Source organism: Hydrogenophaga sp. (genome assembly GCF_025699295.1).
Taxonomy (GTDB): Bacteria; Pseudomonadota; Gammaproteobacteria; order Burkholderiales; family Burkholderiaceae_C; genus Hydrogenophaga.
On sequence record NZ_JAILWB010000003.1, the window covers coordinates 185,450 to 199,739 of the forward strand.

A 14,290-nucleotide genomic window follows, 5' to 3' on the forward strand; every position below is an offset into this window, starting at 1 on the left:
GCGCCCGCTCCTTGTACGCCGGGCTCAGGTCGCCGGGGCCTCAGGGGTCTGCTGCTCCAGCCAGTCCTGGAACGCCTTCATGGCCGTGCTCCTGCGCCGCGTCTTCACGCGCGTGAGCCAGTAGCTGCCCACGTCCACCTCGGTATCGAACAGGCGCGCGAGCCGCCCGCTCTGCAGGTCGCGACCGAACAGCGCCAGCGGCAGCAGCGCCACGCCCGCGCCCTGGGCCGCAGCGTCGGCCAGCACCAGCGAGGAGTCGAACATCGGCCCGGTGAGCAACGGCGCCCGCCCGCCCGCCGCGTCGAACCACTGCAACCACTCGTCCGACCGGTAGGAGCGCAGCAGTGTCTCGCGGCCGAGATCGGCCACCGCGCGGATGCGGTTGGCCAGCGACGGCGCGCACACCGGCGCCAGCGGCGCGGCCAGCAGGTGGCGCGTCTGCATGCCGGGCCACTGGCCGTCGCCAAAGCGGATCGCGCAGTCCAGCCCTTCGGCCGCCAGGTCGATGCGGTTGTTGTGCGTGAACAGCCGCAGTTCGACGAAGGGGTGGCGCGCCTGGAAGTCGCGCAGGCGCGGCAGCAGCCAGCCCACCGCGAAGGTGCCCACCGCCCCGACCGACAACACCTCGCGCTTGTGCGTGCCCTTGAAGCCCTCCAGCGTGGCCGAGACGCGCGCGAACGCGTCCACCAGCGTCGGCAAGAGGGCCATGCCCTCGTCGGTCAGGGCCAGCCCGCGCGGCACCCGCCGGAACAGCGGTTTGCCCAGGCGCTGCTCCAGGTTCCTGACGTGCTGGCTCACGGCGGTCTGTGTGAGGTGGAGCTCCTGCGCGGCGCGCGTGAAGCTCAGGTGCCGTGCCGACACCTCGAAGGCGCGCAGGGCGTTGAGTGGAAGGTCCATGGAGCCCCAAGTTTTTCCGTGGTGAAGGCGCGATTATTCCCGTTTGAAAGAACCGGCGGGCCTGCCTACGATACGCGCCTGCTTCAAGGAGAACCCATGATCGATCGACGGACTTTTTTTTTCACCCCGGGCGCGGGACTGGCCTGCAGCCTGGCGGGATTGCCCATCAGAAATGCTTGGGCAGGTACGGCCGCGCTGCAGGACGCGCTGCGCGACATTGAAGCCGGGGCGAAGGGCCGCCTGGGCGTGCACATCATCGACACGGCCACCGGGCGCGAACACGGCTGGCGCGCGGACGAGCGCTTCCTCATGCTGAGCTCGTTCAAGCTGCTGGCCAGCGCGCTGGTGCTGGCCCGCGCGGACCGGGGCGAGGAGTCGCTGGAGCGGCGCATCCGCTACCGTCAGCAAGATCTGGTGCCGTGGTCACCCGTGACCGAGAAGCACGTGGGTGGCGAGGGCCTGAGCCTGGCGCAGTTGTGCGAGGCCACCATCACCACCAGCGACAACACGGCTGCCAACCTCATTCTCGCGAGCTACGGTGGACCGGCGGCTCTTACCGCCTTTGCGCGCCGCCTCGGTGACATGCTGACACGGCACGACCGCACCGAGCCCGGGCTGAACCGCCGTGCCAGCAGCGGCGAGCCGCTGGACACCACCACGCCGCGTGCGATGGCCCACACCGTGCGCAAGTTGCTGCTGGGCAATGCGCTGGCACCGGCCTCACGCGAGCAACTGCTGCAATGGCTGCTGGCCAACACCACCGGCGGCAAGCGCTTGCGGGCCGGCGTCCCGGGCGGCTGGCGCATGGGCGAGAAGACCGGTACGGCCGGTGACGATGCCAACGACATCGGCATCGCATTCCCGCCGCAGCGCGCGCCGCTGATCGTGACGGCCTACCTGGCCGAGAGCGCCACCGATGGTGCGACGCGCGACGCGGCGCTGGCCAGCGTCGGGCGCCTGCTGGCGCGGGTCTGAATGCCGTTCAACCCGGCAGCGGAATCCACTCCTGGTTGTCCTCCGGCGGCAGCGGGATGCGTCCTGCCTGCCAGTCGGCCTTGGCCTGCTCGATGCGCTCCTTGCGCGAGGAGACGAAGTTCCAGAAGATGTGGCGCTCGCCCAGCGGCTCGCCGCCGAAGACCATCAGGGTGCTCTTCTGGCGCGCGGAGATGACCGCGTCCGCATCGTCGCCGAACACCAGCAACTGCCCGGGCACATAGGTATCGCCCGCGTATTCGACTTCGCCGCGCGCCACGTAGGCCGCCTGTTCGCTGTAGCCGCCGGGCAGCGCCAGGCGCGCACCCGCCTGCCATTCGGTGTGCAGGTAGAACAGCGGCGAGTGGGTGCGCACCGGGCTTTTCATGCCGTAGGCCTCGCCCGCGATCAGGCGCATCCACACACCGCCTTCGTCGCGCACCGGCAGGTCGGCCGCAGGGTAGTGGGTGAAGGCGGGTTCGGTTTCTTCATCGGCCTCGGGCAGGGCCACCCACAGCTGCATCAGCTCCAGGCCACCGCCGGCGAAGGAGTCCGGGTGGCTGAAGCGCTCGGAGTGCGAGATGCCACGCCCTGCGGTCATCCAGTTCACGTCGCCGGGGTTGATGAGCTGGTGCACGCCCAGGCTGTCCTGGTGCGACACCTGGCCACTGAGCAGGTAACTTACGGTGGACAGGCCGATGTGCGGGTGCGGACGCACGTCGGCGGCGCGCGTGTCCTCGGGCGCCAGCGTCACCGGGCCGGCGTGGTCCACGAAGATCCACGGGCCGACCATGCGGCGCTTCGCGTAGGGCAGCACGCGCCGCACCTTCAGGCCATGGCCCAGGTCGGCCTCGCGGGCGGTGATCACCATTTCAAGCATCGTGTTCTCCTTGTCAGGCGGTCGCTGCTGCAATCCTGCCCATCTTGCCGCTCTGGAAGTCGGCGAAGGCCTGGTGGATCTCGGCCTCGGTGTTCATCACGAACGGACCATAGCCCACCACCGGTTCGTCGATCGGCTCACCGGTCAGCCACAGCACGGTGGCGTCCTCCAGCACCTCGAAGCGCACGTCCTGCCCGTCGCGGGTGAACACCGGCATCTGCGCTGCGCCCACCTCCTGGCCGTCTTCCAGGCGCAGGCGGCCGCGCAGCACCAGTGGCGCCGTGGTGTGGCCGTCCGCGGCCGGCAGCGTCACGGTGTGGCCGGCCTTCAGGCGCAGGTCCCAGACCTGCATGGGTGTGAAGGTGTGGGCCGGACCCTGGGTGCCCTGCAGCTCGCCCGCGATGATGCGGGCCGTACCGGCGCCGTCCGGCAGCGCCACTTCAGGGATCTGATCGCGCGTGATGCCCTGGTAGCCCGGCGCGGCCATCTTGTCGCGCGCCGGCAGGTTCACCCACAACTGCACCATCTCGAACGGGCCACCTTCTTTCGCATAGCGCTCGCCGTGGTACTCCTCGTGCACGATACCGGCCGCGGCGGTCATCCATTGCACCTCGCCGGGGCCGATGGTGCCGCCGCCGCCGCTGGAGTCGCGGTGCGAGACCTCGCCGTCGTAGACGATGGTCACGGTCTCGAAGCCGCGGTGCGGGTGCTGGCCGACGCCGCGCTGCTTCGTGGTGGGCTCGAAGCGCGTGGGGCCGCCGTAGTCGAGCATCAGGAACGGCGAGAAGCGCTCGGGCCGGTCGTTGTACGAAAACATGTTGCGCACCGGGAAGCCGTCACCGACCCAGTGGCCGCCGGCATTGCGCTGGATGAAAGACACGGTTTTCATGGGGCGTACTCCTTGTTGGGGTCCACTGTACCGGTCCGCCGTGCGTGTGATAAGTCGGTAAGATCGCAAATCATTTTTCAAACAGATGAACAATAAGTCCCCGGATCTGAACGACACCCTGGTGTTCGTGCGCGTGGCCCAGGCCGGTGGCTTCAGTGCGGCTGCGCGCCTGACGGGCACACCGGTCTCCACCCTGAGCGTGCGCGTGGCGCGGCTGGAGCAGCGCCTGGGTGTCACGCTGCTGCAGCGCACGACGCGCCGCCTGCGCCTGACCGAGGCGGGGCAGACCTACCTGCGCCAGGCCGCGCGCGGGCTGGAAGACATCCTGCAGGCCGAGGCGCAGATCGACGCCGGGCGGCACGAGGCACAGGGCTTGCTGCGCGTGACGCTGCCGATCGACATGGGCGACGACCAGTTGCTCGCCATCCTCAGTGCCTACCGCGCGCGCCATCCCGGGGTGTCGATCGAACTGGTGTTCTCGGACGCGCGCCTGGACCTGGTGGAGCATGGCCTGGATCTGGCGTTGCGCGCGGGCGAGCTGGCGGACTCCAGCCTGATCGCGCGCCAGATCGGCCAGGCACGCTGGGCGCCGTTCGCCCACCCCGACTACCTCAAACGTGCCCCCGCACTGCGCCAGCCGAAAGACCTCGTGCAGCACGACGCCCTGTGCTTCAGTCCGCTCGGGCGCGACAGCTGGACGCTCACGCGCGGCAAGGCGCGGGTGAGCGTGCCCTTGCGCAGCGCTTTTGCCGCCAACGACATGCGCCTCATCCGCCAGCTCGCGCTCGATGCCCTGGGTGTGGCCCTGCTGCCCGACTACGTCTGCCGCCGCGAGGTGAACCACGGGCAGCTCGTTGCCCTGCTGCCGGGCTGGTACGCGCGCACCGATCCCATTCACCTCGTGTACCCGGCGCAGCGCTTCGTACCGCCCAAGCTGCGCCACTTCATCGATGAGGCGGGGCCGGCCCTTTCGGCGCTGTTCGACCGCTGAACGCGGTGCGGCGCTAAGCTTCTCCCTCCATGCGCATCGAACACCTCCACCAGCGCCTGCGCGCGCTCGGCGCCAACCCCCGCCACGCGCAGCGCGTGCTGCGCCTGTGGGCGCAGGCCCTGCCACAGCTCGGCGGGCGCCGCGAGCCTGCCAGTTTCCTGCCCGCCACGCTGGTGGCGGCGCTGCCCGCGCTGGCCGACGAACTCGCCGGTCTGGCGCGCCTGGTGTCCGAACACCCGGGGCAAGACGGTTCGGAGCGCCTGCTGGTGGCGCTGGCGGATGGCCAGATGGTGGAGAGCGTGCTGCTGCCACGCGGTGGCCTGTGCGTGTCCACCCAGGTCGGTTGCGCGGTGGGCTGCGTGTTCTGCATGACGGGGCAGGGTGGCCTGGTGCGCCAGGTGGGCAGCGCCGAGATCGTGGCCCAGGTGGCGCTGGCGCGCTCGACGCGGCCGGTGAAGCGGGTGGTGTTCATGGGCATGGGCGAGCCCGCGCACAACCTGGACAACGTGCTCGAAGCGATCGACCTGCTCGGCACCATCGGCAACATCGGCCACAAGGACCTGGTGTTCTCCACCGTGGGCGATCCGCGCGTGTTCGAAGCCCTGCCGCAGGGCCGGGTCAAACCCGCGCTCGCGCTCTCGCTGCACACCACCAAGGCCGCGTTGCGCGAACAACTGCTGCCGCGCGCGCCGCGCATGACGCCCGACGAACTGGTGGAGGCCGGCGAGCGCTATGCGCGCGCCACCGGCTACCCGATCCAGTACCAGTGGACGCTGCTCGAAGGCATCAACGACGGCGACGACGAGATCGAGGGCATCGTGCGCCTGCTGCACGGCAGGTACGCCATCCTCAACCTGATTCCCTACAACACCGTGGACGCGCTGCCGTACCGGCGACCCGCCGCTGAACAGGCGGCGGCCATCGCGCGCCGCCTGCACCGGCGCGGCATCCTCACCAAGCTGCGGCAGTCGGCGGGGCAGGACGTGGATGGCGGTTGCGGCCAGTTGCGCGCGCGGGCCACGCCACCGGCCCTGCGGCGGGTGGTGCCGCTGCGCGCGCTGGCGGGCGGGGCCTGAGCCGTCAGGGCTGCGGCGGGGCGTCCAGGAAGTTCACCTGGGCGTAGCGCGACCCTTTGCCCGACGCAATGCGGTGCAGGCAGGCCTGCCAGGCCACGTCGGTGGTGCAGCCCGCACGCACCAGACCCGGAATGGGGTGGGCCTCGTCGTCGAACACCATCAACTCGGACAGCTGCCCGAGATGCTGCAGTAACGGACTGCGGGCCCGGCCTTCCACCAGCAGGCGCCGGTGGGCCAGAGCGAGCAGACCGTCCCCCGTGGCCTTGAGGCCGATGTCGTTGTGACCACAGACGCTGCCGCACACGAAGGCGATCACCCGGTCGCGCCAGGCCGGCGGGAGGTAGAAGTCGGAAAACCGCACCAGGTCGGCGGCGCCGAAATCGCGCGCGCCCAGGCCTCCCGGTATCGGGTGGCCGCAGAAGGCATCGAGCAGCCGTTCGTAGGCGATCAGCCCGGGGGCCACGACCAGGAAATGGCGGGCAAACCGCAGATCGTCGCACCCGCTCGCCTGCGCGTGCATCCGGTTGACCAACTGCCAGATCAGCAGGGCCAGCAGGACCGGGGTCCTGCCGCTGCCAGTGGCCAGTTCCAGGCAGTGGCGGCGGTGTGGCGCGCCCCCCGTCTCGTGCGCCGCGATCGTGGCCAGGATGGCCTGCCGCTGCACTCCGTCGAGATTCACCTGTGCCCGGGCATGGGCCCGGTGCGGGCCAAACCACCAGGCGAGCAGCGCCGACGTGGTGGGTGTGACACCCTCCAGCGTCGGGACATCGGTTGCGTGCAGAGGCTCCATGGGTGATCTGGCGGCAACAGGTTGGGAAATTCAATCAATAAGTGAATGAAATATACAACAAAACGTTTAACGCCGATGCACCCGAAAACTAGCGTTCCGGGCATGGAACACAAGCTCGAATTTGCCCAGCGCCTGCGCGAGGCCATGGTCGCAGAAGGGTTGGCGCCTCGGCCCGGTGTGCTGCTGAACCTGTTCAACGCGAATTACTGGGGTCGCTCGGTGTCCTTCCAGGCGGTCTCGCGCTGGTTGCGCGGCGAGGCCATCCCCGCGCAGGACAAACTGCTGGTGCTGGCCGAGATATTGAAAGTCGAGCCCGAGGTGCTGCGCTTTGGCCAGGCAGTGCGCCACCGCGTTCAGGAGCATCGCAAGCGCTGGGACACCGACCTGGGTTACCAGGAGCGCGAGGTGTTCGACGCCTTTCTGAACCTGCCGGCCCCGCAGCGCAAGCTGGTGCGCGAAGTGATTCTGGCGTTTGCGCAGGTGCATGCGGCGCGCAAGGATTGAGGCCACCGCCCAGCGCGCTAAAATCCCCGCTTCTCAAGGAGCGTTGCAGCGCCGGGGGCTCATCACAGCCCGCACCGTGCGTCAGGCTTGAGTGGGCGCGAACAGGCCCAAACGGCGCTCACCACAGTCTGTTGTCCGCAACCTGCCTTGGTGAGTCTCATGTCCTCCGAATCCGCTCCGTCCCCGTCCCACCACGTCCCGCCCATGCTGCTCTCCGGCCTGGAGCCGCTGCGCATTGGTGAGGGCAGCCTGTTCGTGAACGTGGGCGAACGCACCAACGTCACCGGCTCCAAGGCCTTCGCGCGCATGATCCTGGAAGGGCGCTTCGAAGACGCGCTGGCCGTGGCGCGCCAGCAGGTGGAGAACGGTGCCCAGATCATCGACGTCAACATGGACGAGGCCATGCTGGACAGCAAGGCCGCCATGGTGCGCTTCCTCAACCTGATCGCCGGCGAGCCCGACATCGCGCGCGTGCCGGTGATGGTGGATTCCTCCAAGTGGGAGGTGATCGAGGCCGGCCTGCGCTGCGTGCAGGGCAAGGGAGTCGTCAACTCCATTTCGATGAAGGAAGGCCTGGACGAATTCAAGCGCCAGGCCGGGTTGGTCAAGCGCTACGGCGCGGCCGCCGTGGTGATGGCCTTCGACGAAAAGGGCCAGGCCGACACCTACGAGCGCAAGGTCGAGATCTGCGAGCGCGCCTACCGCGTGCTGGTCGACGAAGTCGGCTTCCCGCCCGAGGACATCATCTTCGACCCCAACATCTTCGCGATCGCCACCGGCATCGAGGAACACAACAACTACGCGGTCGACTTCATCAACGCCACGCGCTGGATCAAGCAGAACCTGCCCGGCGCGAAGGTGAGCGGCGGTGTGTCCAACGTGTCGTTCAGCTTCCGCGGCAACGACCCGGTGCGCGAAGCCATCCACACCGTGTTCCTGTACCACGCGATCCAGGCCGGCATGGACATGGGCATCGTCAACGCCGGCATGGTCGGCGTGTACGACGAGCTCGAACCCGGGCTGCGCGAGCGCGTGGAGGACGTGGTGCTCAACCGCCGGCCCGATGCCGGCGAGCGCCTGGTGGACGTGGCCGAAAGCGCCAAAGGCTCGGCCAGGGACGATACGCAGAAGAACGCCTGGCGCGCGCTGCCCATCCGCGAACGCCTGAGCCACGCGCTGGTGCGCGGCATCAACGACCACATCACCGAAGACACGGAAGAGATGTGGCGCGAGATCGAGGCCGGCGGCGGTCGCCCGCTCAACGTGATCGAAGGCCCGCTGATGGACGGCATGAACGTGGTCGGCGACCTGTTCGGCCAGGGCAAGATGTTCCTTCCGCAGGTGGTCAAGAGCGCGCGCGTGATGAAGCAGGCCGTGGCCCACCTGCTGCCCTACATCGAGGCAGAAAAGCTGGCGATGCAGGCCGCGGGCGGCGACGTGAAGCCCAAGGGCAAGATCGTGATCGCCACCGTCAAGGGCGACGTGCACGACATCGGCAAGAACATCGTCACCGTCGTGCTCCAGTGCAACAACTACGAGGTGGTGAACATGGGCGTGATGGTGCCCTGCCACGAGATCCTGGCCATGGCCAAGGCCGAGGGCGCCGACATCGTGGGCCTGTCGGGCCTGATCACGCCCAGCCTGGAAGAGATGCAGTACGTCGCCGGCGAGATGCAGAAGGATGCGCATTTCCGCGAGCGCGGCATTCCGCTGCTGATCGGCGGCGCCACCACCAGCCGCGTGCACACGGCGGTGAAGATCGCACCGCACTACGAAGGTCCGGTGGTCTATGTGCCCGATGCCTCGCGCAGCGTGAGCGTGGCGCAGGGGTTGCTGAGCGACCAGGCCTCGGCCTACATCGCCGAGCTGCGCGCCGACTACGAGCGCGTGCGCACCCAGCACGCCAACAAGAAGCAGGTGCCGCTGTGGCCGCTGGAAAAAGCCCGCGCCAACAAGACGCCGATCGACTGGAGCGCATACACGCCGCAGAAACCGAAGTTCATCGGCAAGCGTGTGTTCAAGAACTTCGACCTGCACGAGATCGCGAAGTACATCGACTGGGGCCCGTTCTTCCAGACCTGGGACCTGGCCGGCCCCTTCCCGGAAATCCTGAAGGACGAGGTGGTGGGCGAAGAGGCGCGCCGCGTGTTCAGCGACGGCAAGCGCATGCTGCAGCGCCTGATCGAGGGCCGCTGGCTCAGCGCGAGCGCGGTGGTGGGGCTGTACCCGGCCAACAGCGTGCGCGACGACGACATCGAGCTCTACACCGACGAGAGCCGCAGCCAGGTCGCGCTGACCTGGCACGGCCTGCGCCAGCAGGCCGAGAAGCACGAGATCGACGGGGTGATGCGGCCCAGCCGCTGTCTGTCGGACTTCGTCGCGCCCAGGGGCTTGGCCGACGACTACGTGGGCCTGTTCGCCGTCACCGCCGGCCTGGGCGTGGAGAAGAAGGAGAAGCAGTTCCTCGACGACCTCGACGACTACTCCGCCATCATGCTCAAGGCCCTGGCCGACCGCATGGCCGAGGCGCTGGCCGAGTGCATGCACCACCGCGTGCGCACCGACCTCTGGGGCTACGTGGCCGAAGAGACGCTGAGCAACGAGGAACTGATCAAGGAAAAGTACCAGGGCATCCGCCCCGCGCCCGGCTACCCCGCGTGCCCGGACCATTCCGTCAAGCGCCCGATGTTCGAGCTGCTGCAGTGCGAGGACATCGGCATGGGCCTGACCGAAAGCCTGGCCATGACGCCAGCGGCCAGCGTGAGCGGTTTCTACCTCGCCCACCCGCAGAGCACCTACTTCAACGTCGGCAAGATCGGCGAAGATCAGGTGGACGACCTCGCCGCGCGCAGCGCCGTGGCGCGCAACGAACTGCAGCGCTGGCTGGCGCCCAACCTGTAGATCTTTTTCAACGCCGCGCGGAACCGATGGCGGGCCTGCGGCTCAGCCTTCGGGAACGCCTTTTCTCCACCTTTCAACATCCGTCGTACACATGAACGCACTCAACAACCTCTTCAACCAACCCCGCCTGGGCGTGATCCTGCTGCGCTGGACCCTGGCCATCCTGATGATCTTTCACGGCTGGGCCAAGGTCACGGGCGGTGTGAGCGGCATCGAGGGCATGCTGGTGGGCAAGGGCTTGCCCGGCGTGCTGGCGTATGGCGTGTACCTGGGTGAGCTCATCGCGCCGCTGTTCCTGCTCGCGGGCGTGTGGATCGTGCCCGCCGCGCTGCTGATCGCGGTCAACATGGCGTTCGCCGTGGGTCTGGCGCACATGGGCCAGTTCATGGACTTCACGAACAGCGGCGGCTGGCGCCTGGAGCTGCAGGCGTTCTTCTTCATGACCGCGCTGGTGGTGGCCTTCACCAACCGCCTGGGGCCGAACAAGGGTTGAGCTGTATCAGCCGGCGCCGGGGCACAACCCGCTCCGCCTGAAGCAACGCCATCCAGAGGCACCGAGGGTCCGGCTCCGCCGGCCCCAGGTGCCGTCCCCCTCCCAGCCGAAGGCGCCAGAGAGGGGGAAGCCGCGCAGCGGCGCAGAGGGTGCTTCCCTCTTATACGTTCATGATGGCCACGGAGCGCGCGTTCAGGTACGCCTCCATCGCCTCGGGGCCACCCTCGGAGCCGTAGCCGGAATCCTTCAGGCCGCCGAACGGCATTTCGGCCGAGGGCATCGCGGGCATGTTCACCCACAGCATGCCCACTTCCACACGGCGCGCCAGCAGATCCGCGTTCTTCAACGAGCGCGTGAAGGCATAACCGGCCAGGCCGTAGGGCAGGCGGTTGGCCTCGGCGATGGCTTCGTCCAGTGTGTTGAAGCTGCGCACGGCGGCCATGGGGCCGAAGGGTTCGTCGTTGAACACGCGCGCGTTCAGCGGCACGTCGGTCAGGATGGTGGGGCGCCAGAAGTTGCCCTCGTCGCCGATGCGCTCGCCGCCCGTGGCCAGCGTGGCGCCGCGTTCCACCGCGTCCTGCGTGAACTCGGCCATGGCCGTGACGCGGCGCGGGTTGGCCAGCGGGCCCATCTGCGTGCCTTCGGCGGACCCGTCGCCCACCGCCAGGCCGGCGGCGTGCTTCACCAGCGCGGCGGAGAACTCCTTCGCGATGCTCTCATGCACCAGGAAGCGCGTGGGCGAGATGCAGACCTGGCCCGCATTGCGAAACTTGGCGCCGCCCGCGGTCTTCACCGCCAGCGCGACGTCGGCGTCTTCCGCCACGATCACCGGGGCATGACCACCCAGCTCCATGGTCACGCGCTTCATGTGCTGACCGGCCATGGCCGCGAGCTGCTTGCCCACCGGCGTGGAGCCGGTGAAGGTGATCTTGCGAATGACGGGGTGCGCGATCAGGTAGCTGGAAATTTCCGACGGCGTGCCGTAGACCAGGCCGAGCACGCCCGGTGGCAGGCCGGCGTCGGCAAACGCGCGCACCAGCTCGGCCGGCGCGGCGGGGGTTTCTTCCGGCGCCTTGACGATCATCGAACAGCCCGTGGCCAGTGCCGCCGCGAGTTTGCGCACCACCTGGTTGATGGGGAAGTTCCAGGGCGTGAAGGCCGCGACCGGCCCGACCGGGTCCTTCAGCACCATCTGGCGCATGGCCAGGTTGCCGCGCGAAGGCACGATGCGCCCGTACACGCGTTGGCCTTCATCGGCAAACCACTCAATGATGTCAGCGGCGGCCATGGCCTCGCCCTTGGCCTCGGCCAGCGGCTTGCCCTGCTCCTGCGTCAGCAGCGCGGCGATGGCGCCAGCCCGTTCGCGCATCAGGCCGGCGGCGGCGCGCATGATCTTCGCGCGCTCCACGGGGGCCTTGTCGCGCCAGACCTCGAAGCCCTTCTGCGCGGCGTCCAGCGCCAGGTCCAGGTCGGCCTGGCGGGCATGCGCCACGCGGCCGATTTCCTTGCCGGTGGCCGGGTTGAACACGGGCAGCGTCTCACCGGCCGAGGCGTCGCGCCACTGGCCGTGGATGAAGAGTTGGGTGTGGGGGTAGGTCATGGCGGGTCTCCTGCGGGGAAGGTTCTCGGATCGGAAGACCGCAGACCATACCAGTTGGCATGGGAAACGCGGAGGCGTGGGGTTTCAGACAGGCTGCGGGAACAGCATCGGCAGGAGCAACACGACCTCAGGAGCCGGTGATCCTGTCTTCGAGACCCGTACCACCCCGGCCCGGCACGTCAGGGTTCGCAGGTATCGCCCTCGGGCAATCGCCCCGAGCTGCCTGAGACGGCGCGGTTGTAGGCGAGGTATTGTCTGGCGCGTGCTCTGGTGTTTGCCATCATGGCCTCAAGTTGGCTGCCCATGTCGTAGCCCTTTTGGTAGTCGGGCATGAACGATAGCCGCAGGCATTTCACTCCAGCCATGGACCGTTCGCCCAACACCCGCAGGGCCTCAGCGTCGGTCAGATCCGCGAGCAATTTGGCCTGCTGCACCCGCGCCATCTGTTGTGCCGCCATCTTCTGTGGATCCGTGATGGGCTGGGCGGCGATCCAGGCGTCGATGTCATCACGGATCCCGTTGTCATCAGCGTCCGGCCCCCGAAGGTCACTGGAGCGGTCAAGCCTGTGCAACTGGCCGCTGTCTTCCAGGGCCTTGATCTGCTCGGCCAGAGGGATCGCGGACGTTTCTGCGTTGTCGGGCGCAGAGCCGCCGCAGGCGGACAGGCCTGCGGCGAGCATCAGCGCGGGCAAACAATGGAAGAGGGGTCGTGCCATGGTGCCTCCAGTCTTTTCGTTGGGCAAGTGTGTCTAGCGACTGGACGATCAGTCCCCGGGTGCGGGCGTAGGCCGCACGCGCGGTGTCGAGATAGGTGGGCGCGAAGCCGTGACCGGTGAGGTCGGTTCGGCTCATGGGCAGACTGACGTTGACATCCGGCACGCTGTTCAGGCCGGTGACGCGCAGCGCATTGATGACCAGGTCGATGTTCGCGAGCACGTAGTCGCCGCGCAGGGTGGGCGAGGCTGGAGCCACGTGCACCACCCGGGCCCGCGCGTCGGGCTTGAAAGCCATGAGCGCATCGAAGGCGCTGTTGACGAACAGGTTGCCCTGCGAGTGGGCCACGAGCACCATGCCGTGGCCCTCGTCAGCGTAGCGCCACAGGCGTTCCATGTGGTCGGCCCGGTTCTCGTGGGTGGGCGAGTCCCTGAGCAGGGTGATCAGCTTGAGGGTGTCTCGTGCCAACTGATTCAGCAGGGCATTCACGCTGCCGTCCAGCCACTGCAGGAGCGCATTGCTGCCATGGCCCAGCCGACTGAGCAGTTGACCGGTGAAGGAGGTGTCTTGCTGGTGGCGTCCTGCCAGGATGTCCCAGAAGGTCTCCCAGCGATTGGTGAACACACCGCCCAGTTGAAGAACCCGATCACCACCTCCTGCCGGACATCGATGTCCCAACGGGCGGGTTCGCTGCAGTCCTCGCATTCCGCGACGACGGTGTCGGTGCGGGGCTGGGTGCTTGATCCGGGGTAGTAAGTGAAACGGAATTCTCCGGCGCTGTCGGTTCTCCTGATCGTTGACGAGCAAGCGGCCTGGCCGCACGCGAGCCAGCCCGGCGTGGCGGTGGCCGGATCGGTCTCCAGGCGCAACGTGACCGGCTTGTGCGGCAGGATTGCGCCATTGAAGCTTGTCCGGGCCGTGAGCTGGACCGGCCGAGGGTTTTTCAGTGAGACGGATCTTCGATCCCCCTGCAACGTGATGTGCAGGGGGAGCGGATTCCGGTGGGCGCAGTATTGAAGATGGCGCACCTCGAATCCGTTGAGGCCGAGATCGCGAATGATCGTTTCCGTGGTGCCGCTCGAGCAACTGCCTGAGGGCTGGCAGGTGGTCCGGGTTTGCTTCCAGTTGTGGAAGTCCACGATCCATACATGGCCGTCCCGGAACACCGGGTCGGACGTTTTGAGGAAACTCGTTTCGCGCGTGACGGTCGTGGTCCACCCTGGCAGGGGATGGTTCTCATGGCGTTGCGGGGACGGGCCATTGATGCTGTAGAGGTCGGGATACGACTCGGCGTTGGGGTATTGCACATAGTTCTGGATGACCTGCTGAACCGCCTCGCTGGCCATGCTCTGTCCCAAATCGGGAAGCGGTTCTTCCTGGTCGGCGAATTCATGGCAATAGGTGATCGGGGCGGCGTGGGCGGTCGAGACCAGGAGGACAGCCGCCACAAGAACGCCCAGGCATCCTCTGCAAAACCGCCTGACGCCCTCGGCGCCGCCGCCGGGCCCGTTCAAAACCCCATTCAGTCCCTTTGTGTTTGTGAAGTTGTGCATGCCGTCCCTTTGAGAAGCCGGCCATGCTAG

At 67.9% G+C, this 14,290-nt stretch carries 14 protein-coding genes and 1 riboswitch; of the genes, 6 read left to right on the plus strand and 8 right to left on the minus strand.

Annotated features, from left to right (window positions below; all coding sequences use genetic code 11):
* Nucleotides 1-24: 24 nt before the first annotated feature.
* Nucleotides 25-897, minus strand: a complete 873-nt coding sequence (locus K5880_RS03995; protein ID WP_297648995.1) for a LysR family transcriptional regulator — start codon at nucleotides 895-897, stop codon at nucleotides 25-27.
* Nucleotides 898-993: 96 nt separating this feature from the next.
* On the opposite strand from K5880_RS03995, the gene bla reads away from it, so the two are divergent.
* Entirely contained in the window at nucleotides 994-1,872 is an 879-nt protein-coding gene (gene bla / locus K5880_RS04000) for a class A beta-lactamase (RefSeq protein ID WP_297648998.1), read from the plus strand.
* 7 nt (nucleotides 1,873-1,879) lie between these two features.
* Here bla and K5880_RS04005 read toward each other — a convergent pair whose 3' ends face one another.
* Both K5880_RS04005 and K5880_RS04010 read right to left on the minus strand, forming a co-directional pair.
* Entirely contained in the window at nucleotides 1,880-2,749 is an 870-nt protein-coding gene (locus tag K5880_RS04005; RefSeq protein WP_297649001.1) for a pirin family protein, read from the minus strand.
* 13 nt (nucleotides 2,750-2,762) lie between these two features.
* Entirely contained in the window at nucleotides 2,763-3,638 is an 876-nt protein-coding gene (locus tag K5880_RS04010) for a pirin family protein (RefSeq protein WP_297649004.1), read from the minus strand.
* Between the two features lie 85 nt (nucleotides 3,639-3,723).
* Between K5880_RS04010 and K5880_RS04015 the strand changes: the two genes are divergently transcribed.
* Nucleotides 3,724-4,629: a LysR family transcriptional regulator gene (locus K5880_RS04015; protein ID WP_297649007.1), complete on the plus strand. Its 906-nt coding sequence runs from the start codon at nucleotides 3,724-3,726 to the stop codon at nucleotides 4,627-4,629.
* A 29-nt stretch (nucleotides 4,630-4,658) separates the two neighbouring features.
* Entirely contained in the window at nucleotides 4,659-5,705 is a 1,047-nt protein-coding gene (locus K5880_RS04020) for an RNA methyltransferase (RefSeq protein WP_297649009.1), read from the plus strand.
* Nucleotides 5,706-5,709: 4 nt separating this feature from the next.
* On the opposite strand, the gene K5880_RS04025 is transcribed toward K5880_RS04020, so the two are convergent.
* Nucleotides 5,710-6,495: a DEAD/DEAH box helicase family protein gene (locus K5880_RS04025; RefSeq protein ID WP_297649011.1), complete on the minus strand. Its 786-nt coding sequence runs from the start codon at nucleotides 6,493-6,495 to the stop codon at nucleotides 5,710-5,712.
* Between the two features lie 102 nt (nucleotides 6,496-6,597).
* On the opposite strand from K5880_RS04025, the gene K5880_RS04030 reads away from it, so the two are divergent.
* The 3 genes from K5880_RS04030 (at nucleotide 6,598) to K5880_RS04040 (ending at nucleotide 10,393) form a co-directional block, all read left to right on the plus strand.
* Nucleotides 6,598-6,999, plus strand: a complete 402-nt coding sequence (locus K5880_RS04030; RefSeq protein WP_297649013.1) for a helix-turn-helix domain-containing protein — start codon at nucleotides 6,598-6,600, stop codon at nucleotides 6,997-6,999.
* Nucleotides 7,000-7,028: 29 nt separating this feature from the next.
* Nucleotides 7,029-7,126: riboswitch (S-adenosyl-L-homocysteine riboswitch) on the plus strand.
* A gap of 32 nt (nucleotides 7,127-7,158) precedes the next feature.
* A complete protein-coding gene (gene metH, locus K5880_RS04035) occupies nucleotides 7,159-9,900 on the plus strand; it encodes a methionine synthase (RefSeq protein WP_297649015.1) in 2,742 nt (913 codons plus the stop codon).
* 91 nt (nucleotides 9,901-9,991) lie between these two features.
* Nucleotides 9,992-10,393 (plus strand): DoxX family protein, encoded by a 402-nt coding sequence (locus tag K5880_RS04040; RefSeq protein ID WP_297649017.1) that lies wholly within the window; start codon nucleotides 9,992-9,994, stop codon nucleotides 10,391-10,393.
* A 160-nt stretch (nucleotides 10,394-10,553) separates the two neighbouring features.
* Here the strand turns inward: K5880_RS04040 and K5880_RS04045 are convergent, their stop codons facing one another.
* The 4 genes from K5880_RS04045 to K5880_RS04060 all read right to left on the minus strand — a co-directional run bounded on the left by K5880_RS04045 (nucleotide 10,554) and on the right by K5880_RS04060 (nucleotide 14,260).
* A complete protein-coding gene (locus tag K5880_RS04045) occupies nucleotides 10,554-11,993 on the minus strand; it encodes an NAD-dependent succinate-semialdehyde dehydrogenase (RefSeq protein ID WP_297649020.1) in 1,440 nt (479 codons plus the stop codon).
* Nucleotides 11,994-12,172: 179 nt separating this feature from the next.
* Nucleotides 12,173-12,565, minus strand: coding sequence for a hypothetical protein (locus K5880_RS04050; RefSeq protein ID WP_297649023.1), 393 nt, complete (start codon nucleotides 12,563-12,565; stop codon nucleotides 12,173-12,175).
* Complete coding sequence (locus K5880_RS04055) at nucleotides 12,552-13,196, minus strand: hypothetical protein (protein ID WP_297649026.1); 645 nt, start codon at nucleotides 13,194-13,196, stop codon at nucleotides 12,552-12,554. Before K5880_RS04055 ends, K5880_RS04050 begins: the two co-directional genes overlap by 14 nt.
* Nucleotides 13,193-14,260: a hypothetical protein gene (locus K5880_RS04060; RefSeq protein WP_297649028.1), complete on the minus strand. Its 1,068-nt coding sequence runs from the start codon at nucleotides 14,258-14,260 to the stop codon at nucleotides 13,193-13,195. The genes K5880_RS04055 and K5880_RS04060 overlap by 4 nt, the downstream gene beginning before the upstream one ends.
* Nucleotides 14,261-14,290: the final 30 nt, after the last annotated feature.

Coding starts and splice junctions, on each gene's coding strand:
- K5880_RS03995 (WP_297648995.1), bottom strand. CDS start 897: ATGGACCTTCCACTCAACGCCCTGCGCGCCTTCGAGGTGTCGGCACGG.
- bla (WP_297648998.1), top strand. CDS start 994: ATGATCGATCGACGGACTTTTTTTTTCACCCCGGGCGCGGGACTGGCC.
- K5880_RS04005 (WP_297649001.1), bottom strand. CDS start 2,749: ATGCTTGAAATGGTGATCACCGCCCGCGAGGCCGACCTGGGCCATGGC.
- K5880_RS04010 (WP_297649004.1), bottom strand. CDS start 3,638: ATGAAAACCGTGTCTTTCATCCAGCGCAATGCCGGCGGCCACTGGGTC.
- K5880_RS04015 (WP_297649007.1), top strand. CDS start 3,724: ATGAACAATAAGTCCCCGGATCTGAACGACACCCTGGTGTTCGTGCGC.
- K5880_RS04020 (WP_297649009.1), top strand. CDS start 4,659: ATGCGCATCGAACACCTCCACCAGCGCCTGCGCGCGCTCGGCGCCAAC.
- K5880_RS04025 (WP_297649011.1), bottom strand. CDS start 6,495: ATGGAGCCTCTGCACGCAACCGATGTCCCGACGCTGGAGGGTGTCACA.
- K5880_RS04030 (WP_297649013.1), top strand. CDS start 6,598: ATGGAACACAAGCTCGAATTTGCCCAGCGCCTGCGCGAGGCCATGGTC.
- metH (WP_297649015.1), top strand. CDS start 7,159: ATGTCCTCCGAATCCGCTCCGTCCCCGTCCCACCACGTCCCGCCCATG.
- K5880_RS04040 (WP_297649017.1), top strand. CDS start 9,992: ATGAACGCACTCAACAACCTCTTCAACCAACCCCGCCTGGGCGTGATC.
- K5880_RS04045 (WP_297649020.1), bottom strand. CDS start 11,993: ATGACCTACCCCCACACCCAACTCTTCATCCACGGCCAGTGGCGCGAC.
- K5880_RS04060 (WP_297649028.1), bottom strand. CDS start 14,260: ATGCACAACTTCACAAACACAAAGGGACTGAATGGGGTTTTGAACGGG.